The 26,872-nt window shown below is 70.7% G+C and carries 21 protein-coding genes and 3 pseudogenes; 16 read left to right on the forward strand and 8 right to left on the reverse strand.

Going from position 1 to position 26,872, the window contains the following annotated elements; translation table 11 throughout:
- Positions 1-2: 2 nt before the first annotated feature.
- Complete coding sequence (locus QQK35_RS17880; RefSeq protein WP_284255358.1) at positions 3-1,367, forward strand: Mur ligase family protein; 1,365 nt, start codon at positions 3-5, stop codon at positions 1,365-1,367.
- Between the two features lie 13 nt (positions 1,368-1,380).
- Entirely contained in the window at positions 1,381-2,130 is a 750-nt protein-coding gene (locus QQK35_RS17885) for a hypothetical protein (protein ID WP_284255359.1), read from the forward strand.
- Positions 2,131-2,155: 25 nt separating this feature from the next.
- Here the strand turns inward: QQK35_RS17885 and QQK35_RS17890 are convergent, their stop codons facing one another.
- Positions 2,156-3,157, reverse strand: coding sequence for a sugar-transfer associated ATP-grasp domain-containing protein (locus QQK35_RS17890; RefSeq protein ID WP_284255360.1), 1,002 nt, complete (start codon positions 3,155-3,157; stop codon positions 2,156-2,158).
- Between the two features lie 70 nt (positions 3,158-3,227).
- Positions 3,228-3,641, reverse strand: a complete 414-nt coding sequence (locus tag QQK35_RS17895; protein ID WP_284255361.1) for a hypothetical protein — start codon at positions 3,639-3,641, stop codon at positions 3,228-3,230.
- Between the two features lie 39 nt (positions 3,642-3,680).
- Between QQK35_RS17895 and QQK35_RS17900 the strand changes: the two genes are divergently transcribed.
- Entirely contained in the window at positions 3,681-4,331 is a 651-nt protein-coding gene (locus QQK35_RS17900; RefSeq protein ID WP_284255362.1) for a pyridoxine 5'-phosphate oxidase C-terminal domain-containing protein, read from the forward strand.
- A gap of 18 nt (positions 4,332-4,349) precedes the next feature.
- Here QQK35_RS17900 and QQK35_RS17905 read toward each other — a convergent pair whose 3' ends face one another.
- A complete protein-coding gene (locus tag QQK35_RS17905) occupies positions 4,350-4,571 on the reverse strand; it encodes a DUF7455 domain-containing protein (RefSeq protein WP_284255363.1) in 222 nt (73 codons plus the stop codon).
- Between the two features lie 226 nt (positions 4,572-4,797).
- Here QQK35_RS17905 and QQK35_RS17910 point away from each other — a divergent pair, with 226 nt between their 5' ends.
- The 5 genes and pseudogenes from QQK35_RS17910 (at position 4,798) to QQK35_RS17930 (ending at position 9,398) form a co-directional block, all read left to right on the forward strand.
- A complete protein-coding gene (locus QQK35_RS17910; RefSeq protein WP_284255364.1) occupies positions 4,798-5,103 on the forward strand; it encodes a VOC family protein in 306 nt (101 codons plus the stop codon).
- A gap of 68 nt (positions 5,104-5,171) precedes the next feature.
- The gene (locus QQK35_RS17915) at positions 5,172-7,271 is read left to right on the forward strand and encodes a DNA gyrase/topoisomerase IV subunit B (RefSeq protein ID WP_284255365.1); all 2,100 of its coding nucleotides are present in this window, start codon (positions 5,172-5,174) and stop codon (positions 7,269-7,271) included.
- 131 nt (positions 7,272-7,402) lie between these two features.
- Positions 7,403-8,503 (forward strand): annotated as a pseudogene (locus QQK35_RS17920) (carboxylesterase/lipase family protein); the annotation flags it as partial.
- A 107-nt stretch (positions 8,504-8,610) separates the two neighbouring features.
- Positions 8,611-8,874, forward strand: a complete 264-nt coding sequence (locus QQK35_RS17925; protein ID WP_284255793.1) for a hypothetical protein — start codon at positions 8,611-8,613, stop codon at positions 8,872-8,874.
- The gene (locus QQK35_RS17930; protein ID WP_284255795.1) at positions 8,871-9,398 is read left to right on the forward strand and encodes a hypothetical protein; all 528 of its coding nucleotides are present in this window, start codon (positions 8,871-8,873) and stop codon (positions 9,396-9,398) included. Before QQK35_RS17925 ends, QQK35_RS17930 begins: the two co-directional genes overlap by 4 nt.
- 92 nt (positions 9,399-9,490) lie before the next feature.
- Here the strand turns inward: QQK35_RS17930 and QQK35_RS17935 are convergent.
- A pseudogene (locus QQK35_RS17935) lies at positions 9,491-11,952 on the reverse strand (DNA gyrase/topoisomerase IV subunit A); the annotation flags it as partial.
- A 12-nt stretch (positions 11,953-11,964) separates the two neighbouring features.
- Between QQK35_RS17935 and QQK35_RS17940 the strand changes: the two are divergent.
- Complete coding sequence (locus QQK35_RS17940; RefSeq protein ID WP_284255366.1) at positions 11,965-13,086, forward strand: alkaline phosphatase family protein; 1,122 nt, start codon at positions 11,965-11,967, stop codon at positions 13,084-13,086.
- A gap of 9 nt (positions 13,087-13,095) precedes the next feature.
- Here the strand turns inward: QQK35_RS17940 and sepH are convergent, their stop codons facing one another.
- Positions 13,096-13,938, reverse strand: coding sequence for a septation protein SepH (gene sepH, locus QQK35_RS17945; protein WP_284255367.1), 843 nt, complete (start codon positions 13,936-13,938; stop codon positions 13,096-13,098).
- 384 nt (positions 13,939-14,322) lie between these two features.
- Between sepH and QQK35_RS17950 the strand changes: the two genes are divergently transcribed.
- On the forward strand, positions 14,323-14,613 hold the full coding sequence (locus tag QQK35_RS17950) for a DUF4193 domain-containing protein (RefSeq protein ID WP_284255368.1): 291 nt from the start codon (positions 14,323-14,325) through the stop codon (positions 14,611-14,613).
- Here QQK35_RS17950 and QQK35_RS17955 read toward each other — a convergent pair.
- Positions 14,610-15,002, reverse strand: a complete 393-nt coding sequence (locus QQK35_RS17955) for a DUF3093 domain-containing protein (protein WP_284255369.1) — start codon at positions 15,000-15,002, stop codon at positions 14,610-14,612. The two genes, QQK35_RS17950 and QQK35_RS17955, sit on opposite strands and share 4 nt — an antisense overlap.
- A gap of 116 nt (positions 15,003-15,118) precedes the next feature.
- Between QQK35_RS17955 and dut the strand changes: the two genes are divergently transcribed.
- The 6 genes from dut to QQK35_RS17985 all read left to right on the forward strand — a co-directional run bounded on the left by dut (position 15,119) and on the right by QQK35_RS17985 (position 23,536).
- Complete coding sequence (dut, locus tag QQK35_RS17960) at positions 15,119-15,571, forward strand: dUTP diphosphatase (protein ID WP_284255370.1); 453 nt, start codon at positions 15,119-15,121, stop codon at positions 15,569-15,571.
- Positions 15,568-16,170 (forward strand): DUF3710 domain-containing protein, encoded by a 603-nt coding sequence (locus QQK35_RS17965; protein WP_284255371.1) that lies wholly within the window; start codon positions 15,568-15,570, stop codon positions 16,168-16,170. Before dut ends, QQK35_RS17965 begins: the two co-directional genes overlap by 4 nt.
- Positions 16,170-16,934 carry a DUF3159 domain-containing protein gene (locus QQK35_RS17970; protein WP_284255372.1) on the forward strand — a complete coding sequence of 255 codons (765 nt, stop codon included), beginning with the start codon at positions 16,170-16,172 and terminating at the stop codon, positions 16,932-16,934. The genes QQK35_RS17965 and QQK35_RS17970 overlap by 1 nt, the downstream gene beginning before the upstream one ends.
- Positions 16,935-17,016: 82 nt before the next feature.
- Positions 17,017-19,899 (forward strand): aconitate hydratase, encoded by a 2,883-nt coding sequence (locus QQK35_RS17975; RefSeq protein WP_284255373.1) that lies wholly within the window; start codon positions 17,017-17,019, stop codon positions 19,897-19,899.
- A 22-nt stretch (positions 19,900-19,921) separates the two neighbouring features.
- Positions 19,922-21,868 carry a 1-deoxy-D-xylulose-5-phosphate synthase gene (gene dxs / locus QQK35_RS17980; protein WP_284255374.1) on the forward strand — a complete coding sequence of 649 codons (1,947 nt, stop codon included), beginning with the start codon at positions 19,922-19,924 and terminating at the stop codon, positions 21,866-21,868.
- A gap of 168 nt (positions 21,869-22,036) precedes the next feature.
- Positions 22,037-23,536: an MDR family MFS transporter gene (locus QQK35_RS17985; RefSeq protein ID WP_284255375.1), complete on the forward strand. Its 1,500-nt coding sequence runs from the start codon at positions 22,037-22,039 to the stop codon at positions 23,534-23,536.
- A 6-nt stretch (positions 23,537-23,542) separates the two neighbouring features.
- On the opposite strand, the pseudogene QQK35_RS17990 reads toward QQK35_RS17985, so the two are convergent.
- Together QQK35_RS17990 and QQK35_RS17995 are read right to left on the reverse strand one after the other, a co-directional pair.
- Positions 23,543-25,670: pseudogene (locus tag QQK35_RS17990) on the reverse strand (3-hydroxyacyl-CoA dehydrogenase NAD-binding domain-containing protein).
- On the reverse strand, positions 25,667-26,869 hold the full coding sequence (locus tag QQK35_RS17995) for a thiolase family protein (protein WP_284255376.1): 1,203 nt from the start codon (positions 26,867-26,869) through the stop codon (positions 25,667-25,669). The pseudogene QQK35_RS17990 and the gene QQK35_RS17995 overlap by 4 nt, the downstream one beginning before the upstream one ends.
- Positions 26,870-26,872 lie beyond the last annotated feature (3 nt).

Genomic DNA, 26,872 nt, shown 5'->3' on the forward strand with positions numbered 1-26,872 from the left:
ACATGCGGGGCGGTCCTCGGGTGCTGCTCACGATCTGGGCGGCGAAGCTGGCCGCGCTCGCGCTCCGGGTGACCGGCCGGGCCGGCACGCACGTGCCCGGGCGGATCGCCCGACGCCTGCATCCGGGGATCATCGGCGCGATCCGTCACCCGGCGCGTGTCGTCGTGGTGACCGGCACGAACGGCAAGACGACCGTCTCCAACCTGCTCGCCGAGGCGCTGCAGGGCGAGGGGATGCGTGTCGCATCGAACCGGTCGGGGTCGAACCTGGCGGCCGGCGTCGCGATGACGCTCATCGATGCGGTCACCTGGACCGGGAGATCGCGGGCCGACGTCGCGGTGCTGGAGATGGACGAGCGCTCGGCGAAGCTGATCCTGCCGGGGCTCGTGCCCGACATCCTGGTCTGCACGAACCTGACGCGCGACTCCATCAAGCGCAACGCGCACCCGGACTACATCGCCTGGGTGATCTCGTCGGCGCTGCCCGCCTCGACGACGCTCGTGCTCAACGCGGACGACCTCATCGCCTCCTCGATCGGGTCGGACGCGAACCCGCGGACCCACTTCGCCGTGGACCGGCTGCCGACCGACGGCGACACCCCGCACGGGGCGGCGGTGGACGCGGCGATCTGCCCGGTGTGCGATGCGCCGCTGGTCTGGGACTACTGGCGCTTCAACCACATCGGCAGGGCGCACTGCCCGAACGGCGACTTCCGCTCGCCGACGGCCGCGTACCGCGCGCAGCAGGTGGACGGCCCGAACCGCCGGGTCGTGCTCGATCTCGACGGCGATGCGCGACCGGCCACGCTCATCAACCCGAACATCGTCAACGTCTACAACGAGGTCGCGGTCGCCGCGGTGCTCGACCGGCTCGGGATCGCGCGCGAGCGCCTCGTCTCCGCGTTCGATCGGCTGCAGCCGCCGACCACGCGGTTCCAGGAGGAGACCGTGGGCGGGGTCGAGCTCGTGCGCCTCCTCACCAAGGGCCTCGTCGGGGTCGCCTGCTCGCGCGCGTTCGAGTACCTGGCGTCGTTCAGCGGGCGCAAGGCCGTCGTGCTCAACATCGACGAGGTGAGCGAGCGCACCACCGACGTCGAGAACACCGCGTGGACCTACGACGCCGACTACGACTACCTGGCGACGAGCGACGTGCAGCAGATCGTCGTGGGGGAGTCCGCCGCCACGACCAGGCGCTGCGGCTCGCGATCGCGGGCGTGCCGGCGCAGCGCATCGTCACGGTGGCGTCGGAGCTCGCCACGGCCGACACGATCGACCTCGCGGGCGCGGCGCAGGTGTTCAACCTGCACAGCGTGCACAACGCGGTCATCACCGGCACCCCGGTGCAGGCGCGCCTGCGCGAGCGGCTGAGGGGCGGGGCCGCGTGAGTCTCACGGTCGAGATGCTCTTCCCGGAGATCGCAAACCTCCATGGCGACAACGCCAACATCGACTACCTCGCGCAGTGCCGTCCGGACGCGCGGGTCATCCGCACCGGACTCACCGACCCGCCCGCCTTCGCCGCCGGCCCCGTCGATCTCGTCTACCTCGGTCCGCTCACCGAGAAGGGCCAGCTCAAGGCGATCGCGCACCTGCGCCCGCACCGCGACCGGATCGTGGAGCTCATCGAGACGGGCACCGTCTTCCTGTTCACGCACAACGCCCTCGAGGTGCTGGGGGCCCGCATCCGCAACGACGAGATGGGCTACGACGAGCCCGGCGTCGGCGTCTTCGAGCTCGAGGCGACACTGGCGATGTTCGGGCGGTACAGCGGCAAGGTCATGGGTACCGTTCCCGAGGTCGGTCCCGAGCATCCGGTGCTCGGGTACAAGTCGCAGTTCTCGATGGTGACCGCGCCGGAGTCGCTGCCCGGATTCCTCACCGCCGAGCGGGGGATCGGCCGCAACCGGGCGACCGCGGTCGAGGGCGTGCGCCGCAACAACTTCTTCGGCACCTCGCTGCTCGGGCCGATCCTCGTCGACAACCCTCACCTGACGCGCGCCCTGCTCCGGATCCTCGATCCCGGCACCGAGCCGGTGCTCGCCCACGAGCGCCTCGCCCTGGCCGCCTACGACCAGCGGCTGGCCGACTTCCGCGACCCGAGACGCTGGCACCCGTTCGAGCGGGTCGAGTAGCGCCGCGGGCGGCGGCTCGACGAGCTCAGAAGTGCATCGCCGCCCGGTACACGGGCAGCAGCCCCGTGCGCACGCCCGACAGCGACGGCTTCAGCTGGTAGACGCCGGAGTTCGGGTTGCCCTCGATGAGCATCGGGTGCCCGGGGCCGATCGCGACGTCCCAGCCGATGTAGGGCATCTCGGGCACGACGGGAGCCACCTGATCGAGCAGCGCGCGCACCTGCGCATACAGCGGCACCCGGAAGCCGACGATCGAGGTCCCGCTGAGGGGGTGCACCGCGAACGTGCCGCCGGCCGCGTCGAACGCCGGGTAGTGCGCGACGCCGTCGGCGTCGAGCATCGTGTACATCCCGTTGGCCGAGAAGTTGTCGACGTCGCCGCCGTTGCCGATCTTGAGCACGGCGGCGAGCAGCGTGGTGTGGCCGTCCTCGCAGAACGTGATCATGCGCAGCGAGTTGACGCTCGACGGATTCAGCGACGCCATCGCCGGGTGCTGGGCGATGAACTCCTCGACGAGGAACTGCCGCCCGGCGATGAGGGCGTCACGGAACGCGGGCCAGTCGGCGATCTCGTCGGCGCGATGCGACCGGATGCCGTGCCCGGAGAGGCTGTCCGGCACCTTCGCCATGATCCGGCCATGCCGCTCGGCGAACGTCCGCAGCTCGTCCGCCGACGACTCCCGCACGTCGAGCCACGCCCGGCCGACATAGGGCGCGAACGCGGTGTTGAACTCGATCTTGTCGCGGAAGGTGTGCCGGAACTCGCGCCGGTTGAAGCGCTCGACGAGGTGATTCGACTTCGGGTGCGTCATGTAGGTGCGGCGCTCGCGCCGCGTCAGCGTGTGGAAGTCCCAGTCGAAGTAGTCCTGGAACGCCGTCTCGTACACGACCGAGCACCACAGCATGTCGATGACCACGAACAGCCGCGGCCGGCGCGATGAGCGCGAGATGGCCCGGGCGAAGCCGAGCAGGTTGGCGGGGTTCAGCCGCCGGGCGCGACCGAGGAGATACGTCAGGCGCTGCGGCACCCGCTGAGCCTATCCGCGGGCGCGGCGGTCGTCAGCCGACCCGCTCGTAGTCCAGCGACAGGTCGCCCTCTCACTCGCCGCCGCGGCGCATCCGTCCCGTGCCCGTCATCCGGGAGCGGTCCTCGGAGAGGACGAGCGTCTGGCGCTGCGCGAATCCCGCCTCGTCGCGCGACCACGACAGTCGGCCGTCGGCGAACTCGACCTCGTAGCGGCGCGACACCCCGCGCTCATCGAAATAGCTCATGGTCAGTGTGCCGGCCGCGTCGTCGCTGCCGATCACGGCGACGGCGTCGGGCACTTCGGCCTGCTCCATCTCCGTGCGCATCACGAGGAAGGCGCCGCCCTCGAGCCAGGCGAACGACGTGCGTCCGCGGAAGGTCGTGCCGGGCATCAGCGGGTGGGTCCCCGTGGTGCGCCACTGCCCGACGACCACCTCCAGGGGACGCAAGGCGGGGTTGGGGATGAGGGCCGCAGTGCCGATCACGCGCCGAAGACTATCGAGGTCGACCGCGATACTGAAGGCATGCCCACCCTCCGCGAGCGCCTCCGCGCCGTGCCTTCGGTCACGGGTAGCGCCCCGGTGTTCGACCCCGCGTCGGCTCCGGACGACCCGCGCCTCCTGCTGCTCGACTGGCTCGACGACGCGCTGGATGCGGGCGTGCTCGAACCGCTCGCGATCACGCTGGCGACGATGGGCGCGGATGGTGCCGACGCCCGCGTGCTCATGCTCAAGGATGTGACCGCGAGCGGCGAGCTCGAGATCGCCACCACCGCGGAGGCCGCGAAGAGCCGCCAGCTCGAGCTCGAGCCGCGATGCGCGGTGAGCGTCTACTGGCGCGAACGCGCCCGCGCGATCCGGATGCGGGGCGTCGCCCACCGTGCGTCCGCCGCCGACGCGGCCGCCGACTTCCTCGCCCGCAGTCCGCACTCGCGCGCGCTCGTCCTGGCGGGACGTCAGGGCGAGCCCATCGACCCGGCCGAGCGCGCGCACGCCGTCGCCGAGGCCGAGGAGCGCATCGCGCGCGAGCCGGGGCTCATCGCCGAGAACTGGGTTCTGTGGAGGGTCGACCCGACCGCCTACGAGTTCTGGCAGGGCGACGCCGGGCGCGACCACATCCGGGTCCGTTACGAGAAGGACGACGCCGGGTGGCGTCACGAACGCGTCGGAGCGTAGCTCCGGCCGGCGTTCCGCTCAGGCGTCGGCCTCGAGGAGGCGGCTGGTCTCGTCGTGCCAGGCCAGTGCGGACGGCTGCAGCTTGTCCTTGAACTCCGCGGCGTGGTGCGCGCAGAACAGGAGCTCGCCCGAGGCGAGCACGACGCGCACGTAGGCCTGGGCACCGCAGCTGTCGCAGCGATCGAGCGCGGTGAGCGAGGGCACGTCGAGTTCGTCGATGGTGTCGGTGATCTGGCTCATGTCCTGCTCCTTGGGCTCGGGTGCCGTCGAGGCCTCCAGTCAAGCACGGGATCGCCCGGGAGGTCCGGCAGTCGACCTTGCGTTTCGCTCGGAGCGGAACCTAGGTTCTGATCATGGCGCAGCTGGGCAACATCACCTTCTACGCGGAGGATCCGGATCGCCTCGCGCGCTTCTGGGCGGGGTCTTCGGCTACCCGCCGCCCGACCTCGACGGCTTCGCCGAGTTCATGGCGACGCGGGGCCTGTCGCGCGAGGACGTCGAGAAGCGGTCGATGGTCGAGGATCCGGAGGGGTGCGGGCCGCGTCTCTACTTCCATCACGCGGCCGGTCCCAAGGAGGGTCGCAACCGCATCCACCTGGATGTGAACCTCGGGAGCCAGCATCGCGACCTTGCCGAACTGGAGGCCGAGAAGGACCGGCTGGTCGGGCTCGGCGCCACCGTCGTGCGGCTCGTCGACCAGCGCTGGGGCGAGGCGCACGAGCAGTACTTCCAGCTGCAGGATCCCGAGGGCAACGAGTTCTGCCTGCAGTAGGAGTGGTGCCGGGCCGGGGTCGCGGGTGCCGCCTACGCTGAGAGGGCCCGCCCACCCGAAGGAGCTCCGTGGCGTCTTCCAGCGACTACACCGCCCGTCACCTCAGCGTGCTCGAGGGGCTGGAGGCCGTGCGCAAGCGGCCGGGGATGTACATCGGGTCGACCGACTCCCGCGGTCTCATGCACTGCCTCTGGGAGATCATCGACAACTCCGTCGACGAGGCGCTCGCCGGCTTCGGCCAGGACATCGAGGTGGTGCTGCATGACGACGGCAGCGTCGAGGTCCGCGATCACGCCCGCGGCATCCCGGTCGACATCGAGCCCAAGACCGGGCTCTCGGGTGTCGAGGTCGTCTTCACCAAGCTGCACGCGGGCGGCAAGTTCGGCTCGGGCTCGTACGCGGCCTCCGGTGGCCTGCACGGCGTCGGCGCCTCGGTCGTCAACGCGCTGAGCGAGCGGCTCGACGTCGAGGTCGACCGCGACGGTGTGACGTGGGCGATGTCGTTCCACCGGGGAGAGCCCGGCACCTTCGCCGATACGGGCGAGCCGAGCCCGGATGCCCCGTTCACCCCGTTCACGTCGGGGTCGGAGCTGCGCAAGGCCGGCAAGGTCGCGAAGGGAGTGAGCGGCACGCGCATCCGGTACTGGGCCGACCGGCAGATCTTCACGAAGGGGGCGGGGTTCCAGCTGGAGGAGCTGACCGGCCGCGCGCGGCAGACCGCCTTCCTCGTGCCGGGGCTCGGGATCGACATCCTGGACAAGCGCGAGAACGCCGAGGGGATCGCGGGGGAGAACCGGGAGACCTTCCGCTTCGCGGGCGGGATCTCCGAGTTCGCCGACTTCCTCGCCCCCGACGACCCGCTCACGAGCACCTGGCGTATCCAGGGCACCGGGGCGTACTCCGAGACGGTGCCGGTGCTGCAGGAGAACGGGCACATGGTCTCGACCGAGGTGCAGCGCCAGTGCGAGGTCGACATCGCGCTGCGCTGGGGCACCGGGTACGACACGGTGTTCCGCAGCTTCGTCAACATCATCGCGACCCCGAAGGGCGGCACCCACCAGGCCGGCTTCGAGCAGGGACTCATGAAGTTCCTGCGCGCCGAGATCGAGCGCAATGCGCGCCGGCTCAAGGTCGGCCAGAACGAGAAGCTCGAGAAGGAGGACATGCTCGCCGGGCTCACCGCCGTCCTCACCGTCCGCCTGCCCGAGCCGCAGTTCGAGGGGCAGACCAAGGAGGTGCTCGGCACCCCGGCGATCCGCGCGATCGTCGCGAACACGCTCAGCACGGCCCTCGGCCAGCGGTTCTCCAGCTCGAAGGCCGACGACAAGCGGCAGTCCGCCGTCGTGCTGGAGAAGGTCGTCTCGGAGATGAAGGCGCGCATCTCGGCCCGCGCCCACAAGGAGACCCAGCGTCGCAAGAACGCGCTCGAGAGCTCGTCGCTGCCCGCGAAGCTCGTCGACTGCCGCTCCAACGACGTCGCCGGCACCGAGCTGTTCATCGTCGAGGGCGACTCCGCCCTCGGCACCGCCAAGCTCGGCCGCGACAGCGAATACCAGGCCCTGCTGCCCATCCGGGGCAAGATCCTCAACGTGCAGAAGGCGTCGGTCGCCGACATGCTCTCCAACGCCGAGTGCGCGTCAATCATCCAGGTGATCGGGGCGGGCTCGGGCCGCACGTTCGAGCTCGACCAGGCCCGCTACGGCAAGGTCATCATCATGGCCGACGCCGACGTCGACGGTGCCCACATCCGCACCCTGCTGCTCACCCTGTTCTTCAAGTACATGCCGGCGATGATCGAGGACGGTCGCGTGTTCGCCGCGGTTCCGCCGCTGCACCGGGTCGTCATCCAGAACCCCGGCTCCAAGCCGAATGAGATCGTCTACACGTACTCCGAGGCGGAGCTGAACCAGGTGCTGGCGACGCTGCGCAAGTCGGGTCGCAAGTACCAGGATCCGATCCAGCGCTACAAGGGACTGGGCGAGATGGATGCCGACCAGCTCGCCGAGACGACCATGAGCCGTGCGCACCGCACCCTGCGTCGCGTGAAGGTAGCCGACGCCGAGCAGGCGGCGCGCGTCTTCGAGCTCCTCATGGGCAACGACGTCGCGCCGCGCAAGGACTTCATCATCGCCGGGCAGGGTCTCGACCGCTCCCGCGTCGACGTCTGATTCCGGACGCCGCCTGAGCGCGCCCTCAGCGCCCGCTCACGGCGCCGTCGTAGCGTGGAGCCGTGGCCGACGCGCTCCAGCTCGATGTCTCCGGAGGTCGCATCGAGGGTGCGGTGCGACGCGGCCTGCGGATGTGGCGCGGCATCCCGTACGCGGCCCCGCCGATCGGAGACCTGCGCCTGCGCGCACCGCAGCCGGTCGTGCCGTGGGAGGGCATCCGGCCGGCGCGCGACTTCGGGCCGGTCGCCCCGCAGGATCCACGCAGCCTCAGCGGCACCAACAGCCGGGCCGCCATGAGCGAGGACTGCCTCACCCTCAACGTGATCGCGCCGCGCATCCCGTCGGCGGTGCCGCGGCCGGTCATGGTCTACATCCACGGCGGCGCGTACGCGGTCGGGTCCTCGCGGGAGATGCCCGAGCAGGGCGAGGGGCTCGTGCACGACGGCGGCGTCGTCTTCGTCAACCTGAACTACCGGCTCGGGGCGCTCGGCTATCTCGACTTCACGCGGTACTCGAGCCCGGACCGCCCGTTCGACTCCAACCTCGGCCTGCGCGACCAGCTCGCGGCGCTCGAGTGGGTGCGCGACAACATCGGGGCCTTCGGCGGCGACCCGGGCAACGTGACCCTGTTCGGCGAGTCCGCGGGGGCCAACGCGGTCACCACGCTCATGGCGGTGCCGCGCGCGCACGGCCTGTTCGCCCGGGCGATCGCCGAGAGCTCGCCGGCCGAGGCCGTCTACGACCCGGATATCACGGCGCTGTGGGCTCGGGACTTCCTCGAGCTGCTCGGCGCGGTGCGCCGCGCCCCGCTCACGTCGGAGCCGACCGCCGAGGAGGCGGCTCGTCTGCTCGGGGAGGCGACCACCGCCCAGTTCGTGGCCGCGACGACGCGGCTCGTGCGCGAGATGCCGGATCGCGTGCCCGGCTCCACGCTGCTGGCCCCCGTCGCGGACGGCGAGCTGCTGCCGATGCGCCCGGTCGACGCGTTCCGGGAGGGGCGTGCCGCGCGCATCCCGCTCATCATCGGCACGAACGAGCGCGAGGGCTCGCTGTTCCGCGGTCGGCTCGACATCCTGGCCTCGACGCCGGCGCGCATCCGCGCGGTCTTCGCCAAGACTCCACGCGAGGAGGCGACCGCGATCGCGCGGATGTACCCGCGGTTGTCCCGGCGCCCCTCGTCGGCCGACTTCGCCGGCGACTACTCCTTCTGGTACCCCTCGGTGCGGATCGCCGAGGCGCACGCCCGCCATGCACCCGTCTACTTCTACCGGTTCGACATCGCCCCCGGCTCGCGCGCTGGCTCGGTCTCGACGCCACCCACGGCATCGAGCTGTTCGCCGTGTTCGACCAGGCACGCAAACCCCCGGGCCGGTTGTTCGGCCTGCTCGGGGGTTATCGGGCCTTCGAGCGGGTGGGACGCCGGATGCGCACCAACTGGCTGCGGTTCGCGTTCTCCGGCCAGGTGGATGCCGGCTGGCCGCGCTACGACGCGGAGCACCGGCGCACGCTCATCATCGACGTCGACGACCGCGTCGAGGAGGACCCGCGCTCGGAGCTGCGCCGGGCCTGGGCGGGGTTCGTGCCCCACCTGTTCCCGAAATGACGCTCCGTCCGCTCGCGCGGGGGCTGCTGATCGGGCTGGGGCTCGGCCTCGCCGCCGGTGCGCTGGTCACCGTCGCGCTGACGGTCGCGGTCGCGACCTCGGCGGGCCGGTCGACGACGCCGTATCGCGCGGGGTTCTCGGACCGCGGTCTGAGCCCCGCCTGCCGCGTGCTCGACGGCAGCCGGATCGTCGTGGAGTTCACGATCGACCCGCTCGACGGGCACGCCGGCCTGCTCGGGGTGACGTCGAGCGGGCGCGCGGTGCCGTGGCGGGTGATCCCGCTCGGCGACGGCATACGGCCGGGCGAGGACCCCGTCGAGCCGCTCGTCGTGCCCGATGCGTCGACCCGTCGGGTCGAGATCGAGGGGCCGAGCACGGTGCTGGTCGCCGTGGCACTTCCGGGCGACGAGATGCTGCGGTCGCTGACCCTCACCTGGACCTCGGGCGAGCCGCGATCGCTGCAGGAGGTCGTGATCGGCGCTCGCGTCCTCGGCGGCGCGTGCTCGATCGCCGGCGTCACCTGACCCGCACCCTCGATAACTGACCAAAAACGCCCAGTGCGGGCGACCGCGACTGGGACTTTTGGGCAGTTATCGAGGAGGGGGCTAGAGGAGGCGCCGATGGAGCCGATGACGGCGTCGAGCGCAGCGCCCGAGGCGTCGCGCTTCGCGCCCGACTCGGGCAGGGTGCGCAGCGACCCGTCCGTACCGACCGCCAGCGCGGGCGCAGCCCCCGCCCACGCGAGCGCGAGGGCGTTCTCGCCCTTCAGGAAGGTGTGCGCCCGGACGCCGCCGGTGGCGCGACCCTTGCCGGGGAACTCGGAGAACGCCGACACCTTCGCGCGACCCGGGTCGGCGCCGGCGAGCGTCTCGGCGGGGGAGGAGACGGTGGCGACGACGACGTCGGCCCCGGGATCGAGGGCCCCGAAGAAGATCACCGAGGCGCCCGCGCCCAGCTTGATGCCCGCCATCCCGCCGGCCGCCACGCCCTGCGGGCGGACCTGCGCCGCGCCGAAGTGCAGCAGCTGCGCGTCGCTCGTGACGAAGACGAGCTCCTCGGCCTCGCCGCCCTGGGCGACGCCCACGACCTCGTCGCCGGGCTTGAGCGCGATGACCTCGAAGTCAGGTCGAGCCGGCCATCCGCCCGGCGCGACGCGCTTGACGACGCCCTGCCGGGTGCCGAGCGCGACGGGCAGCTCCGACTCGAGGGAGACCAGCCCGAGCACCCGCTCCTTCTTGTCGACGATCCCGAGGTAGTCGGCGATCCGGGCACCGGCCGCCAGCTGCACGGAGTTCGCCGGCACCGACGGCAGGTCGACCGGGGTGAACCGCACGAGCCGTCCGCGCGAGGTGATCGCCCCGAGCTGACCGCGGCTGGTGCCGACGACCTGCGAGGCCAGCGCATCGTGCCTGCTGCGGCGCGCGGGACGCGTCGGCGGCTCCGTGCCATCCGGGAGGTCGACCCGCACCGCGCGGCCCGTGGTCGACAGCAGGACGAGAGTCGGCACGTCGGCGATCTCGAGGATGCCGCCGCGGCCGCCTTGCGCTGGCTCGGCGTCTGCGCCGTGCTGGCCGCGCCTTGGGTCAGCAGGGTGCGTCGCGGGGTGCCGAACCGCTCCGCGACCTCGTCGAGCTCGTCGGCGACCGTGGTGCGCACCCGACCGGGGTCGGCGAGCAGGGCCTCGAGCTCGGCGATCTCGGCGCGCAGCTTCTCGCGCTCGGTCTCGAGCTCGATGCGGCTGAACCGGGTCAACCGGCGCAGCTGGAGCTCGAGGATGTAGTCGGCCTGCAGCTGCGAGAGATCGAAGACGTCCATGAGACGCGTGCGGGCCTGCGCGGTGTCGTCGGAGGTGCGCACCACCTGGATGACCTCGTCGATGTCGAGGATCGCGACGAGCAGCCCGTCGACCAGGTGCAGGCGCTCCTGCCGCCGGGCGAGGCGGAATCGAGATCGCCGCGTGACGACCTCGATGCGGTGGTCGAGGTAGACCCGCAGCAGTTCGCGCAGTCCGAGCGTGAGCGGTCGGCCCTCGACGAGGCAGACGTTGTTGATGCCGAAGCCGTCCTCGAGCGGCGTGAGCCGGTAGAGCTGCTCGAGCACGGCCTCCGGGCTGAAGCCGGTCTTGATGCCGATGACGAGCCGGAGGCCGTGGTTGCGGTCCGTGAGGTCGGTGACGTCGGCGATGCCCGTGATCTTCTTGGACTGCACGCCGTCCTTGATCTTCTCGATCACCTTCTCGGGCCCGACCAGGTACGGCAGCTCGGTCACGACGAGGCCCGCGCGACGGGCCGAGAGCTGCTCGATCGAGACGCGGGCACGCGTCTTGAACGAGCCGCGACCCGTCGCGTAGGCGTCCTTGATGCCCTCCAACCCGACGATCGTGCCGCCGGTGGGCAGGTCGGGGCCGGGCACGAACTCCATGAGGTCCTCGAGGGTCGCCTCGGGGTTCTCGAGCAGGTGCCGCGCCGCCGCGGCGACCTCGATGAGGTTGTGGGGTGCCATGTTGGTCGCCATGCCGACCGCGATGCCGCTGGCGCCGTTGACGAGCAGGTTCGGGAAGGCCGCCGGCAGCACCGAGGGCTGGGTGAGCTGGTTGTCGTAGTTGGGAACGAAGTCGACGACGTCCTCGTCGAGCCCGTCCGTCATCGCGAGCGCGGCGGCCTGCAGCCGCACCTCCGTGTAGCGCGCGGCGGCGGGGCCGTCGTCCAGCGAGCCGAAGTTGCCGTGCCCGTCGACGAGCGGCAGGCGCATCGTGAAGTCCTGCGCGAGCCGCACGAGGGCGTCGTAGATCGCCCCGTCGCCGTGCGGATGCAGGCGGCCCATGACGTCGCCGGTGACGCGTGCGCTCTTCACGTGCCCGCGATCCGGGCGCAGGCCCATCTCGCTCATCTGGAACAGGATGCGGCGCTGCACCGGCTTCAGGCCGTCGCGGGCGTCGGGCAGGGCGCGAGAGTAGATGACGGAGTACGCGTACTCGAGGTACGACCCCTGCATCTCGGTCGAGACGTCGACGTCCTGGATGCGCTCGCCCTCTGCCGGGCTCGATGAGGACGGTGAGGTGGAGGAGGGAGTGGCCATAGGATCGCCGTCATGCTACCGGCGGCCCGACTCCCCGCTGGCAGGGCGCACCGGTTCCGGCTCGCCGATGTGCTCCCCGGATGCCTCGACGCGCTCGGCGGACGCAGCACGGGACTCGGCCTCGCGCCCGTCGATCACGCCGTGGTCGTGCTCGTGGACGGCCTGGGCCTCGCCGCGTTGACCGCGCGGGGCGGGCATGCGCGCACCCTGGCCTCGCGACTGGCCCGGGATGCCCCGATCTCGTCCGTCTTCCCGACCACGACTGCCAGCGCCCTCGCCAGCTTCGCGACCGGCACGGATCCCGGCCGCCACGGCGTGGTCGGTTACACCGCGCTCGGCCCGGACGGCACGGTCGTGAACCACCTGAGCGGCTGGGACGACGGGGGCCTGCCGCGGGGATGGCAGCGGATGCCGACGTGCTTCGAACGCGCGACGGCGGTCGGTCTTCGTGCCGTCGCGATCGGCCCCGAGCGCTACCGCGGCTCCGGCTTCACCGACGCCGTCCTGCACGGTGCCGAGTACCTCGGCGGTCGCTCGATCGCCGACCGGTTCGCCCGCGCCCGCGAGGTGCTCGCCGGGCCGTCTGCGCTCGGCTACCTCTACGTCCCGGAGCTCGACACCGCGGCGCATGCCAGGGGCTGGGAGTCGGACACCTGGGTCGCGGCGCTGGAGGAGCTCGACGCCGCGCTCGCGACCTTCCTGGCCGGGGTCGGGCCCCGCGACGGCGTTCTCGTGACCGCCGATCACGGGGTCGTCGACGTGCCGCACGAGCGCCAGGTCGTCGTCGGCGACGCCGCCCTGGACGGCGTCGTGGCGGTCGCGGGGGAGCCGCGTTGCCTGCAGCTGCATCTCGCCCCGGGCGTCGACGCCGACGAGGTGGCCGCCCGGTGGCGCGAGCGGGAGGGCCGGCGGGCCTGGGTGGCGACGCGTGCCGAGGCGGTCGCGGCGGGCTGGTTCGGCGAGGTCGACCCCGAGGTCGTGCCGCGCATCGGCGACGTGCTCGTCGCGGCGCGCGATCGCGTCGCCTACTACATCGACCCCGAGGACCGCGGCCGGCGCATGATCGGCCAGCACGGCTCGCTGAGCGCCGACGAGCTCGCGATCCCGCTGCTGCGCTTCGCCCGCTGGGCGTGACCGCCCGGCTCAGACCAGGTCGTCGTCGGGCCGGGCGCCGAACACGATCTCGTCCCACGTCGGCATGGCGGCGCGCCCGCGCCGCTTGCCGAGGGGTCCGGTGGCGTTACGCGTCTGCGCCGGCGGGGCGGGCTGATGCGCGGCGCCGGGCTGGTCCTCCGCCCCGGCGTCCCCGGGGGTGAGCGGGATGTCGATGAGCCGGATCGCGCCCGTCGACGGGTGCGACGCCATGGCATCCGAGGGGCCGGGATCCATCGGGTCCCGTTCGCCGCGCCGGCGCCGCAGCGCCTCCAGCAGGTCGGCGGTCTGCTGGTGCGCGGGCGGATCGGCCTCGGCCGGTGCGACGCGTCCGATGGGCACCGGCGCGACGATCCCCGGGTCGGCCTGCTCATCCGAGATCTCGAACGCGCCGCTGTCGAATCGGCCGGTGTCGCCGGGCTGGGTCGTGACCGCTCGGAGGCGCGGGATCAGGCTCGGCGGCAGTTCGCCCTGCTGCGAGAGCGAGATCGCCTCGGGGTTGATGGGCGAGAGCGCCGTGCGCTTGGGATCGAAACTCCAGCGGGCGTCGTGCTCGACCTGAGCGATCTCGAAGGTCAGCTTGACGACCCAGCTGCCGGCCTGCTCCTTCCAGCTCGCCCACCGCTCGTCCGCCGCTCCCGCGTCGGCCAGGCGCTGCCGGATCACGGTGCCGAATGTCGTTCCCGCGGCGGGGTCGGCCTCCACGGCGATCTGCACGGGCACGCCCAGCGCGGACTCGATCACGAACTCGCGCTCCGCGAGCACGGGCCCCTCGAAACGCTGGATGTACTCCAGGGGTGCGCCGGTGACCGCCGCGACGTCCTCCGCCGACATCCCGGCCCGGATGTGCGCCTGGATCTCCTTGGGGCGAGCCGGCGCGCCGAACCCGTTTCGGGCGCAGGAGGGCGCAGCCGCGCACGCGTCGCCTCGTCGATCTCGACGCGGAAGCGCGAGCCCTCGTCCGAGGCGACGAGGAGGGCCCCGTCCTCGACTCCGATGACCTTCAGCTCTTGCATGAGCGCCGACCTCCTGACCCTGTGAGTCAGGCACAGGATGCCATGCGATAACCGTTTCACCCGGGAATATCGCGGGCGCGCCGCAGGTTGATGCGGGCACGAGGGCATGGTGGGCCCAGCCGGTTTGCGGCGGTCGGATCGATCGTGCAGACTGTGCCCCGCCGAATCGCCTTCACCGGCACCCGAATCGAGATGGATGGGAATGGCAACCGACTACGACGCACCGAGGAAGACGGACGACGACACCGAGTCGATCCAGGCTCTTCAGGAGCGCACGCCCGACAAGCTGTCGAGTGCCATCGACGTGGACGAGGGGGACAATCCCGACTTCGCGCTGGCCGGTTCCGACCTGTCCGACGTCGACCTCGACGTCGTCGTGCTCCCGCCCCAGGCGGACGAGTTCACCTGCGTGAACTGCTTCCTCGTCAAGCACCAGTCGCAGTTCGACCACGACTCCAAGCTGGGGCCGATCTGCCAGGAGTGCGCGGCCTAATCCGCTGAGCCCGCCCGCGCCCCCGCGAGGGCCGCGACCAGTCGTCGCGGGTGGCGCGTGGACACGAGCCAGTAGGGCGTCGGGTCGCTCGGATCGTCGAGCTCCACACGGACGAGGTCCGGGATCCAGCCCCGGATGAGCAGGAACGCCCGAGCGTCGAGGCGCACCCCGCGCTCGGCGCCGGCCTCGTCGCCCTCGACCGCGCGCACCGCATGCACGACCGCGAGCGGCAGATGGGCCCGACCCGCTCCGAACTCCGCATCGGTCACCTCGACCAGGGGCGTGGTCGCGATCAGGATCACGACGATCGCGCCGTAGAGCACGATCGCGACGACGATCCCGGCGGTCTCCGAGATCGGCAGGAAGACCAGCAGGGCGGCCGGGATCACGAGCGCGGTCGTGAGGAAGACCCACGGCGAAGGCCAGAGGCGTTCGCGGTAGGCGGGGGCGAGGTGGGCATCCCTCCTATTCGACCACGCCGAGCCGCGGGGACTAGCCTCGACGCGTGACCGACCTCGTCGAGGTGCTCCTCACGGGCCCCGAACCGCGCTACGCGCATCCGGGCGATGCGGGAGCCGATCTCACCTCCGCGGACGACGTGACGCTGGCGCCGGGCGGGCGGGCGACCGTCGGCACGGGAGTCGCGATCGCGCTGCCGGATGGCTACGTCGCCTTCGTGGTGCCCCGCAGCGGCCTCGCCGCGCGACACGGGATCACGATCGTCAACAGCCCTGGCACCGTGGATGCCGGCTACCGCGGCGAGCTGCGGGTCACGCTTCTGAACACCGACAGCTCCGAGTCGTACCGGATCAGCGCCGGCGATCGCATCGCCCAGCTGATCGTCCTGCCCGTGAGCCGCGCACGTTTCGTCGAGGTGCAGCGCCTGCCCGGCAGCGAACGCGGCGAGGGCGGCTTCGGTTCGACCGGCTATGCGACCACCACCGGAGTCCCTGCGTGAGCCAGACCCCCGATCCGTCCGCCTTCTCCGACGACGCGGCCGACCGCCCGAAGTCGGCACCCGTGGACCGCGAGGACGCGGGCCCGTTCGACGAGGCCGAGGCCAACGCCGTGCGTCCCTACGTCGACCTCGGCGGGGTGAAGATCGTGCCGCGTGCCGACCTGGGCCTGCGCCTCGAGGTCGAGGAGGAGTCGCAGCGCATCGTGGCCGTGGCGCTCGACTACGCGGGTTCGACGCTGCAGGTGCAGCCCTTCGCCGCGCCGCGCACGAGTGGGCTCTGGCACGAGATCCGTGAGCAGATCGTCGAGCAGATCCAGCGTCAGGGCGGAGCCGCACAGTCCGTCGAGGGCCCTCTCGGGCCGGAGGTGCGCGCGGAGATCCCGTCGCCGGAGGGCGGCAGGCTCGCGCGCTTCGTCGGTGTCGACGGGCCGCGCTGGTTCCTGCGGGGCGTCATCAGCGGACAGGCCGCAGCGGACCCCGAGGCGGCGGCGCAGGTCGAGGAACTGTTCCGGTCGATCGTCGTCGTGCGCGGCACCACGCCCATGCCGCCGCGCGACCTCATCCCGCTGCACGTGCCGGCGAATGCCGGGACGGTCTGATGACGACGCCGGATCCGCAGCGACCCGAGGGCGACGCACCCGACGTCCACGACGCGCTCGGGCAGGCCCTGCGCCGCTCCAGCCTCGGCCGGATCGCGCCGGGCGAGACCCCGTCGGCGCGCACCCTCCTGCAGGCCATGGGCGGTGTGCTCGGCATCGTCGAGTCGATCCTGCCCACGCTGCTGTTCCTGATCGTCTACACCGTGACCGGGTCGTTCCTCTCGCCGACCGATCGGCTGGTCTGGGCGGTCGCCGCTCCCGCAGTCGTCGCCATCGCCTTCATCGTCGTGCGGGTGGTGCGCCGGCAGGCCGTCATGACCGCGATCGTCGGCTTCCTCGGCATCGCCGTCTCCGGTGGCCTGGCGTTCTTCACGAACAACATCAACAACAACTTCCTGCTCGGCTTCGGCATCGACGGCGCCATCGTCGTGATCATGGCGCTCAGCCTGGTCGTGCGCCGGCCGTTCCTCGGCGTGCTCGTCGGGTTCCTGATCGGCGACCGCACCTGGCGCGAGGACGCCGCCCAGCGCCGCGTCGCGCTCGTCGCGACCGTGCTCTGGCTGTTCCTGGGCGCCATCCGGCTGATCGTCGAGGTGCCGCTGTTCCTCCTCGACCAGACGACGGCGCTGGCGACGATGAAGCTCATCCTCGGCGTGCCGCTGTACGCGGTCATCCTCTGGTTGACCTGGCTGTTGTTCCGCACCGCCTGGACGATGCCCGAGCGCGACGACGGCGAGTCGTCCGAGGACGATGTCGAGCGCTAAGATATCTTGATGTCGAGATAGTTAGACGCTCGCCCGGTCTTAGGCTTGCCTTGCTGGACGGTGGTCGACCACGGGTCCGACGATGGATCACGACAGCGAGGAGACGGCCAAAATGGTGGATGAACAGGGCACGGCGGTGGACAGCTTCGGCGCGAAGAGCGCTCTGACGGTCGGCGGCACCGAGTATCAGATCTTCCGGATCGCGAAGGTCCCGGGGTCGGAGAAGCTGCCCTTCAGTCTCAAGGTGCTCCTCGAGAACCTGTTGCGCACCGAGGACGGCAAGAACGTCACCAAGTCGCAGATCGAGGCCCTCGGCGCCTGGCAGCCGCAGGCGGAGCCGGACACGGAGATCCAGTTCACCCCCGCCCGCGTCGTCATGCAGGACTTCACCGGAGTCCCGTGCATCGTCGACCTCGCCACCATGCGCGAGGCGGTGAGCACCCTCGGCGGCGACCCGAAGAAGGTCAACCCTCTCGCCCCCGCCGAGCTCGTCATCGACCACTCCGTGATCGCCGACCTGTTCGGCACCGAGAACGCGTTCGAGCGCAACGTCGAGCTCGAGTACGAGCGCAATGGCGAGCGCTACCAGTTCCTGCGCTGGGGTCAGACCGCCTTCGACGACTTCAAGGTCGTGCCGCCGGGCACCGGCATCGTGCACCAGGTCAACATCGAGTACCTCGCCCGCGTCACCTACACGCGCGAGGTCGGCGGCGTCCTGCAGGCCTACCCCGACACCCTCGTCGGGACCGACTCGCACACCACGATGGTCAACGGTCTCGGTGTGCTGGGCTGGGGCGTCGGCGGTATCGAGGCGGAGGCCGCGATGCTGGGCCAGCCGGTCTCGATGCTCATCCCCAAGGTCGTCGGCTTCAAGCTCACCGGCGCGATCCCGACCGGCGTCACGGCGACCGACGTCGTCCTGACGATCACCCAGATGCTGCGCAAGCACGGTGTCGTCGGCAAGTTCGTCGAGTTCTACGGCGCCGGCGTGGCCGAGGTGCCGCTCGCGAACCGCGCCACCATCGGCAACATGAGCCCGGAGTTCGGCTCGACCGCCGCCATCTTCCCCATCGACGCCGTGACCCTCGACTACCTGCGCCAGACCGGCCGCAGCGAGAAGCAGATCACGCTCGTCGAGGAGTACTCCCAGGCGCAGGGCCTCTGGCACGATCCGGAGCTCGAGCCCGCCTACAGCGAGTACATCGAGCTCGACCTGTCGACCGTCGTGCCCTCGATCGCCGGCCCGCGCCGCCCGCAGGATCGGATCGAGCTGAGCCGGGCCAAGACCCAGTTCGAGGCGGACCTCGACGACTACGCCGACCAGGACCTCTCGATGGTCGATGCCGCGGTGGAGGGCACGTTCCCGGCCTCCGACCCCATCGGCTTCACCGCGCAGGACGAGGACAGCGCGCATGCGCACTCGCACACGCGCCACCACGTGAGCGCCGCTCCGTCGACCGCCACGAAGCCCACCGAGGTGTCGGTGGACGGCACGACCTTCACGCTCGACCACGGCGCGGTCGCGATCGCCGCGATCACGAGCTGCACGAACACCTCGAACCCGAGCGTGATGCTCGCCGCGGGGCTGCTCGCGCGCAATGCGCACCAGAAGGGCCTCACGGCCAAGCCGTGGGTCAAGACGACCCTGGCGCCCGGGTCGAAGGTCGTGACCGACTACTACGCCAAGGCGGGACTGACCTCCGACCTCGAGGCACTCGGCTTCTACACCGTCGGCTACGGCTGCACCACGTGCATCGGCAACTCGGGTCCGCTGCTGGACGAGATCTCGGCGGCGGTCAACGAGAACGACCTCGCCGTGACCGCGGTGCTCTCGGGCAACCGCAACTTCGAGGGTCGGATCAACCCGGACGTCAAGATGAACTACCTCGCGTCCCCGCCCCTGGTCATCGCCTACGCCCTGGCCGGATCGATGAACTTCGACTTCGAGGTCGACCCGCTCGGGCAGGACCAGGACGGCAACGACGTCTTCCTCAAGGACATCTGGCCGGATGCCGGCGAGGTGCAGAAGACCATCGACGAGTCGATCTCGACCGAGATGTTCACGAAGGAGTACGGCGCCGTGTTCGACGGCGACGAGCGCTGGACGAGCCTCCCGACGCCCACCGGCGACGTCTTCGAGTGGAACGACGCCTCCACCTACGTGCGCAAGCCCCCGTACTTCGAGGGCATGACGCTCGAGACGACCCCCGTCGCCGACATCGCCGGCGCGCGCGTGCTCGCCAAGCTCGGCGACTCCGTCACGACCGACCACATCTCGCCCGCCGGCTCCATCAAGGCGGACAGTCCGGCCGGTCGTTACCTGCTGGAGCACGGGGTCGACCGCAAGGACTTCAACTCCTACGGCTCCCGGCGCGGCAACCACGAGGTGATGATCCGCGGCACGTTCGCGAACATCCGGCTGAAGAATCAACTGCTCGCGCAGTTCAACGGCGGCAGCGGCGTCGAGGGCGGCTACACCCGCGACTTCACGCAGCCCGACGGCCCGCAGGCGTTCATCTTCGACGCCAGCGAGAATTATCAGGCCGCCGGCGTTCCGCTGGTCATCCTCGCGGGCAAGGAGTACGGCTCGGGATCGAGCCGGGACTGGGCGGCCAAGGGAACCAACCTGCTCGGCGTCCGCGCGGTCATCGCGGAGAGCTTCGAGCGCATCCACCGCTCCAACCTCATCGGTATGGGCGTCATCCCGCTCCAGTTCCCGGAGGGCAGGACCGCCGCCGACCTGGGGCTCGACGGCACCGAGGTCGTCTCGATCTCCGGCATCGAGGCGCTCAACGACGGCTCGACGCCGAAGACGGTGCACGTGACGGCCGCCCCGAGTGAGCACTCGGCGGCGGGCAGGACGCCGATCGAGTTCGACGCGGTGGTGCGGATCGACACGCCAGGTGAAGCTGACTATTACCGCAACGGCGGCATCCTGCAGTACGTGCTTCGCAGCCTGGTGTAGGTCGCCCGCGTAGGCTCGGAGCATGTCGCTGCTGGACGGGATCCGGACGCCTCGCGACCTGGACCGGCTCACTCCGAAGGAGCTCGAGGACCTCGCAGGGGAGATCCGTCGATTCCTGGTCGGTGAGGTCTCCAAGACGGGTGGTCACCTGGGGCCGAACCTGGGCGTCGTCGAGCTGACCCTCGCGATCCACCGGGTGTTCGACTCGCCGCGCGACGCGATCGTGTTCGACACCGGCCACCAGAGCTACGTGCACAAGCTGGTCACCGGCCGGCACGACTTCAGCCGGCTCCGGATGTCGGGCGGCCTCGCCGGATACCCGCAGCGCAGCGAGTCCGAGCACGACATCGTGGAGTCGTCGCACGCGTCCAGCTCGCTCAGCTGGGCGGACGGCATCTCCCGCGCCTTCGCGATGACGGGGCAGAGCGACCGCCACGTGGTCGCCGTGGTCGGCGATGGCGCTCTCACCGGCGGCATGACGTGGGAGGCCCTCAACAACATCACGGACGACAACTCGCGCCGTCTCGTGATCGTCGTCAACGACAACGGCCGCTCCTATGCGCCGACGATCGGCGGGATGGCGCACTTCCTCAACAGCGTCCGCACCCGTCGTGCCTACCGCGACCTCCATCGCACCACCGAGCGGGTGTTCGCCAGGTTCGGACCGGTCGGCCGCGCCGTCTACCGCGGCACGCGCGGAGCGGTCCACGGGTTCCTCTCCCGCTTCACCAACAACGAGTCGCTCTACTCGAACCTCGACATCAAGTACATCGGCCCCGTGCACGGCCACGACCTCGAGGCCCTGCAGCTCGCCCTGCGTCAGGCCAAGGAGTACGACGCCCCGTCGATCGTGCACGTCATCACCGAGAAGGGGCACGGCTACGAGCCCGCGGTGGCCGATGTCGCCGACCAGTTCCACGCGGTCGGCCAGATCGATCCCGAGACGGGCGAGCCGGTGGAGCACGCGAGCCGCCCGTCGTGGACGAGCGTCTTCGCCGACGAGATCGTCGAGCTCGCCGATCGCGACCCCCGCATCGTGGGGATCACGGCCGCGATGCTGCGTCCGACCGGGCTGCACCGGTTCGCCGAGAAGCATCCCGGTCGCGTCTTCGACGTCGGCATCGCGGAACAGCACGCGGTCGCGAGCGCGGCCGGGCTGGCGTTCGGCGGCCTGCACCCGGTGGTCGCGCTGTACGCGACCTTCGTCAACCGGGCCTTCGACCAGGTGCTGATGGACGTCGCCCTGCACGACGCGGGCGTGACCTTCGTGCTCGACCGGGCCGGCGTGACCGGCCCCGACGGACCCAGCCATCACGGCATCTGGGACCTCGCGATCCTGCAGGCGGTGCCGCATATCCGCATCGCGGCCCCTCGCGACGCGAGCCGGCTGCGCGAGGAGCTCGGCGAGGCGGTCGCCGTGCAGGACGCCCCCACGGTGCTGCGCTACTCGAAGGGGAATGTGGGCAACGAGTTCGACGCCGTGCGCCGTGACGCATCGGGCGTCGACGTGCTCCGCGAGGCGCCGTTCCGCGATGTGCTCATCGTCACCGTCGGGCCGATGGCCAAGATCGGGATGCAGGTCGCCGAGCGCTTGGCGGCGCAGGGGATCGGCGCGACCGTGGTGGACCCGCGCTGGGTCGTGCCGGTGCCGTCCGGGATCATCGAGCTCGCCGCCCAGCACCGTCTGGTCGTGACGATCGAGGACGGCATCCGGGTGGGCGGGATCGGCACCCGCATCCGGCAGGACCTGCGGGCCGCGGGGGTCGACACCGCGGTCGACGAGCTGGGGCTGCCCGATGAGTTCCTCGAGCACGGGGAGCGGGACGAGATCCTCGCGCGCGTGGGGCTGACCGACCAGCAGATCGCGCGTGACATCGTGTCGCAGGTGCTCGGGCAGCGGCTGCCGATCGCGCGTCCGCTCCCGGAGGATGTCGGCACCGACACCGATACGGTGCGCCGCTCGCGCTGATCCTCTCCCGTCGGGAATACCGTCGCCCCCGGCGGTTTCTCCTCTCAGCGAACGTCCATCGCTATCCGGATGTCGGTGGTCGCCGATAATGTGGACGCTGTTCACTTAGGCCGCCGGCGAACCGGTCAGGTCGATTCCCACATCAGCGCTGAGACTCCTGGAGGAGCCATGACCGAAGCCGCCGTCCACGTCCCCGCGGCGCCGACGACCCCTGATCCGGCCATCGCGTCGCGCAACCGGGTCGCGATCGTCCTGCTGCTCGCGGCGGTCTTCGTCGTCTTCCTCAACGAGACCGTCATGAGCGTCGCCGTGCCGCCGATCATGAAGGACCTGCACATCACGCCGAGCGCGGGCCAGTGGCTGACGACCGCGTTCGCGCTGACCACCGCGATCGTCGTGCCCATCACGGGATGGCTGCTGCAGCGGCTCAACACCCGCCCGGTGTTCATCACCGCGATGTCGCTGTTCTCACTCGGATCGCTCATCGCCGCGGTGTCGCCGACGTTCGGCGTGCTCCTTCTGGGCCGGGTCGTCCAGGCCTCCGGCACGGCCATCATGCTGCCGCTGCTCATGACGACCGTGCTCCAGCTCGTGCCGATGTTCGACCGCGGCCGGATCATGGGCCGCATCTCGATCGTCATGTCGGTCGCGCCCGCGATCGGGCCCGCGGTGTCCGGCCTGGTCATCGACGGCCTCGGATCATGGCGCTACCTGTTCTGGATCAGCTTCCCGCTTGCCGTGGTCATGCTCGTGATCGGCATCGTCCGCATCCCGAACGTCTCCGAGCCGCGCAAGGCGCACCTCGACGTGCTGTCGATCGTGCTGTCGGCCCTCGCCTTCGGCGGCGTCGTGTACGGGCTGAGCAGTCTGGGCGCGTCGGCGGAGGGGAGCAGCGTGATCGCACCGTGGATCCCGACCGTCGTCGGCGTGGTCTTCCTCGTGCTGTTCGTCCTGCGCCAGATCGCCCTCCAGCGCACCGACCGGGCCCTCCTCGACCTGCGCACCTTCCGAGCGAAGACCTTCTCGATCTCGATCGTGCTGTTCGTCGTGATGACCATCGCCCTGTTCGGCGCGGTGATCGTGCTCCCGCTCTACGTGCAGAACGTGCTGAAGATGGAGGCCTGGACGATCGGCGTCGTGCTGCTGCCGGGCGGCCTCATCATGGGGCTCATCGGCCCGTTCGTGGGTCGCATCTACGACCGCTTCGGCACTCGCCCGCTGCTCGTACCAGGCACCGTGCTGGTCAGCCTGGGCCTGTGGGGACTCACGCTCCTGAACCAGGAGACCCCGGTGTGGTTCATCCTGCTGCCGCACGTCATCATGAGCATCGGCCTCGGCATCCTGTTCACCTGCCTGTTCACGGTGAGCACCTCGGCGCTGCCGCCGCATCTGTACTCGCACGGCAGCGCCACCCTCACCACGCTGCAGCAGGTCGCGGCGGCCGCCGGGACCGCGGCGTTCATCGCCCTGCTGGCGGCGGGCACGGCCGCGGCGGGCGGTACCGACGCGGAGAACGCGGCGCCCGCTCAGGTCATGGTGGGCGTGCACTGGGCGTTCATGGTCGGCGCGATCGTCTCGATCGGCTCGATCGTCGTCGCCTTCTTCGTGCACAAGCCGACGGCTCCGGAGCTGACCGACGCCGAGCTGGAGGCGGCGCAGCAGCACTGAGGGCCGCTAGGCGACCCCGCGCACGGGCGGGTGGTGGAAGGTGTCGCCGAACACCCGCTCGCTCGCGCCCACGCGGTCCAGGTACGGCGTCGCGCCGCCCATGATGAACGGCCAGCCGGCACCGAGGATCATGGCGAGGTCGATGTCCTCGGGCGCCGAGACGACGCCGTCCTCGAGCATGCGGTGGATCTCGTCGGCTAGCCCGTCCTCGACGCGCGCCCGGAGCTGCTCGACCGTGAACGGCGTGGCCCCCGGCGCCGTGTGCTTCTTCACGATCGCGAGCGCCTTCGGGTCGTAGCCCTTGGTCTTGCCCTTCGCGTCCTTCTCGAGCAGGTGCCCGTAGTCGGCGAGCTCGTCGAGGGCGGGGGAGTCGAAGAACCTTTCCGGGAAGGCGGCGTGGTGGGTCTCCAGCACGTGCGCGCCGACGCGGAGCCCGACGAGCTCGAGGAGCACGAACGGGTCCATCGGCAGTCCGAGCGGCTTCACGGCCTCCACGACCGTGTCGAACGGGGTCCCCTGCTCGACCGCGTGCATGGCCTCTCCGAGCAGCTTGGCCAGGATGCGGTTGACGATGAAGCCAGGCGTGTCCTTCGTGATGATCGCGTTCTTGCCGAGCTTCTTCGCGATCTCCATGGCGGTCGCGAGCGCGGCGTCGTTCGTCTTCGGCGCCTTCACGACCTCGATGAGCGGCATGACGGCGACGGGGTTGAAGAAGTGGAACCCGACCAGGCGCTCCGGATGCCGCAGCTTCGCGCCGATCTCGTCGACCGAGAGCGAGGAGGTGTTGGTCGCCAGCACCGCGTCCTCGGCGAGGTACTGCTCCACCTCGCCGAACACCTGCTGCTTGACCCCGACCTCCTCGAAGACCGCCTCGATGACCCAGTCGCAGTCGGCGAAGTCCTTCTTGTCGGTCGTCCCGGTGACGAGGGCCTTGAGCCGGTTGGCCTCGTCCGACGAGATGCGGCCCTTGGCGAGCCGCTCGTCGATGTGGTCGCGGATGTAGCCGAGGCCCTTGTCGACCCGAGCCTGATCGAGGTCGGTGATCACCACGGGAACCTGCAGGCGGCGCACGAACAGGAACGCGAACTGCGACGCCATGAGACCGGCACCCAGGATGCCGACCTTCGTCACCGTGCGCGCGAGCTGCCTGTCCGGCGCGCCCGCGGGCGCTTCGCGCGCTTCTGGGTGAGGTCGAATGCGTACGCGCTCGCGCGGAACTGGTCGCCCGAGATCAGGTCGGCCAGCGCCGCGTCCTCGGCCGCGAAGCCGGTCTGCTTGTCGGTGTTCTTGGCGGCCTTGATGAGCGCGAGGGCGCGGTAGGGGCTCAGCGGCGTCTCGCCGACGGCGTCCTTGAGCTGCTTCTCGGCGATGCCGATCGCGATGTCCCACTTGGCGAGGCGCTCGATCCTGCCGGGCTCGTTCTTGCGCTTCACCTTGATCGATCCCGACAGCACGCCGTCGGCCCAGCGCAGTGACTCCTCGAGGAAGTTCGCGGGCCCGAACATGGCGTCGGCGATGCCGAGCTCGAACACCTCCGGTCCCCGGAGGAACCGGCGGCGCAGCGCGTTCGACTCGATGACCTTGAGCGCGTTCTCGACGCCGATGAGATTCGGCAGCAGCCAGGCACCGCCCCAGCCGGGCACGATCCCGAGCATGACCTCGGGCAGACCGAACATCGGCACCGACGCGTCGACCGTGCGGTAGGTCGCGTTCAGGCCGATCTCCACGCCGCCGCCGAGCGCGAGGCCGTTGTAGAACACGAACGAGGGAACGCCGAGCTCGGACAGCTTGCCGAGCGTCGAGTGGCCGAGTCGCGCCATCAGCAGGCCCGTCTCGCGGTCCGGGATCTCGCCCACCTTGCTGAGGTCGGCTCCCGCCGCGAAGCCGAACGGCTTGCCGATCACGGCGACGCCGTCGATCTCCTTCGCCGCCCCCGTGCCGCGAGCCGGTCGAGCACGCCCGAGAGTTCGTGCAGCGTGTTCGGCCCGAGGGTGTTCGGCCGGGTGTAGTCCTTGCCGTTGTCGAGGGTGATGAGCGCCAGCGTCTTCCCGCTCGGCAGGCGGATGTCGCGCACGAAGGAGTGGGTGACGACCTCGTCGGGGTCGAGGGCGAGCAGCTTCGAGAAGTCGGTCATCGCTTACTTCGCCCCCGGTAGTGCGGGTTCTCCCAGATGACGGAGCCTCCCTGCCCGAGGCCGACGCACATGGCGGTCAGGCCGTAGCGCACCTCGGGGTGCTCCTCGAACTGACGCGCGAGCTGGATCATGAGACGCACGCCGGAGGAGGCGAGCGGATGCCCGATCGCGATCGCGCCGCCCCACAGGTTCACCCGGGGGTCGTCGTCGTCGATGCCGAAGTGGTCGAGGAAGGACAGCACCTGCACGGCGAACGCCTCGTTGAGCTCGAAGAGCCCGATGTCGCCGATCGTCAGTCCGGCCTTGCGCAGGGCCTTCTCGGTCGAGGGGATCGGGCCGATGCCCATGACCTCCGGCTCGACGCCGGCGAAGGCGAAGGAGACCATCCGCATCTTGACGCCGAGGTTGAGCTCCCGGGCGGTGTCGGCGCTTGCGATCAGCGACACCGTCGCGCCGTCGGTGAGCGGCGACGAGTTGCCGGCGGTGACCCGACCGTGCGGTCGGAACGAGGGCTTCAGGCCGGCGAGCGTCTCCATCGTCGTCTCCGGGCGGCGGCCCTGGTCCTCGGTCGCGAGCCCCCAGCCCTCATCGGACTGGATCGCGACCGGGATCAGGTCGGGCTGGATCCTGCCGGCCTGGTAGGCGACCTCCAGCTTCTGCTGGCTGCGCATGGCGTAATGGTCGGCGCGCTCCTTCGTCAGCTGCGGGAACCGGTCGTGCAGCCGCTCGGCGGTGTTGCCCATGTTGAGGGCGTCGGCGGCGACGAGGTTCTCCGCGACGAAGCGCGGGTTCGGGTCGATGCCCTGTCCCATCGGGTGGTGCCCCATGTGCTCCACGCCGCCGGCGATGCCGATGTCGTAAGCGCCGAAGGCGATGGCGCCGGCGATCGTCGTGACCGTGGTCATCGCTCCCGCGCACATGCGGTCGAGCGCGTAACCCGGCACGCTCAGGGGCAATCCCGCCAGGATGCCGGCGCTGCGTCCGATCGTCGGACCCTGGTCGCCGGTCTGCGAGGTCGCCGCGATCGCGACGTCGTCCACCCGATCCTTGGGCAGATTCGGGTTGCGTTCGAGCAGGCCGATCATGGCCTTCACGATCAGGTCGTCGCCGCGGGTCCTCCAGTACTGGCCCTTCTCGCCGGCGCGGCCGAAGGGGGTGCGGACACCGTCCACGAAGACGACGTCGGGGGTCTGAGCCACGAT

The sequence above is a fragment of the Pseudolysinimonas kribbensis genome (genome assembly GCF_030161895.1).
GTDB classification, from domain to species: domain Bacteria; phylum Actinomycetota; class Actinomycetes; order Actinomycetales; family Microbacteriaceae; genus Pseudolysinimonas; species Pseudolysinimonas kribbensis.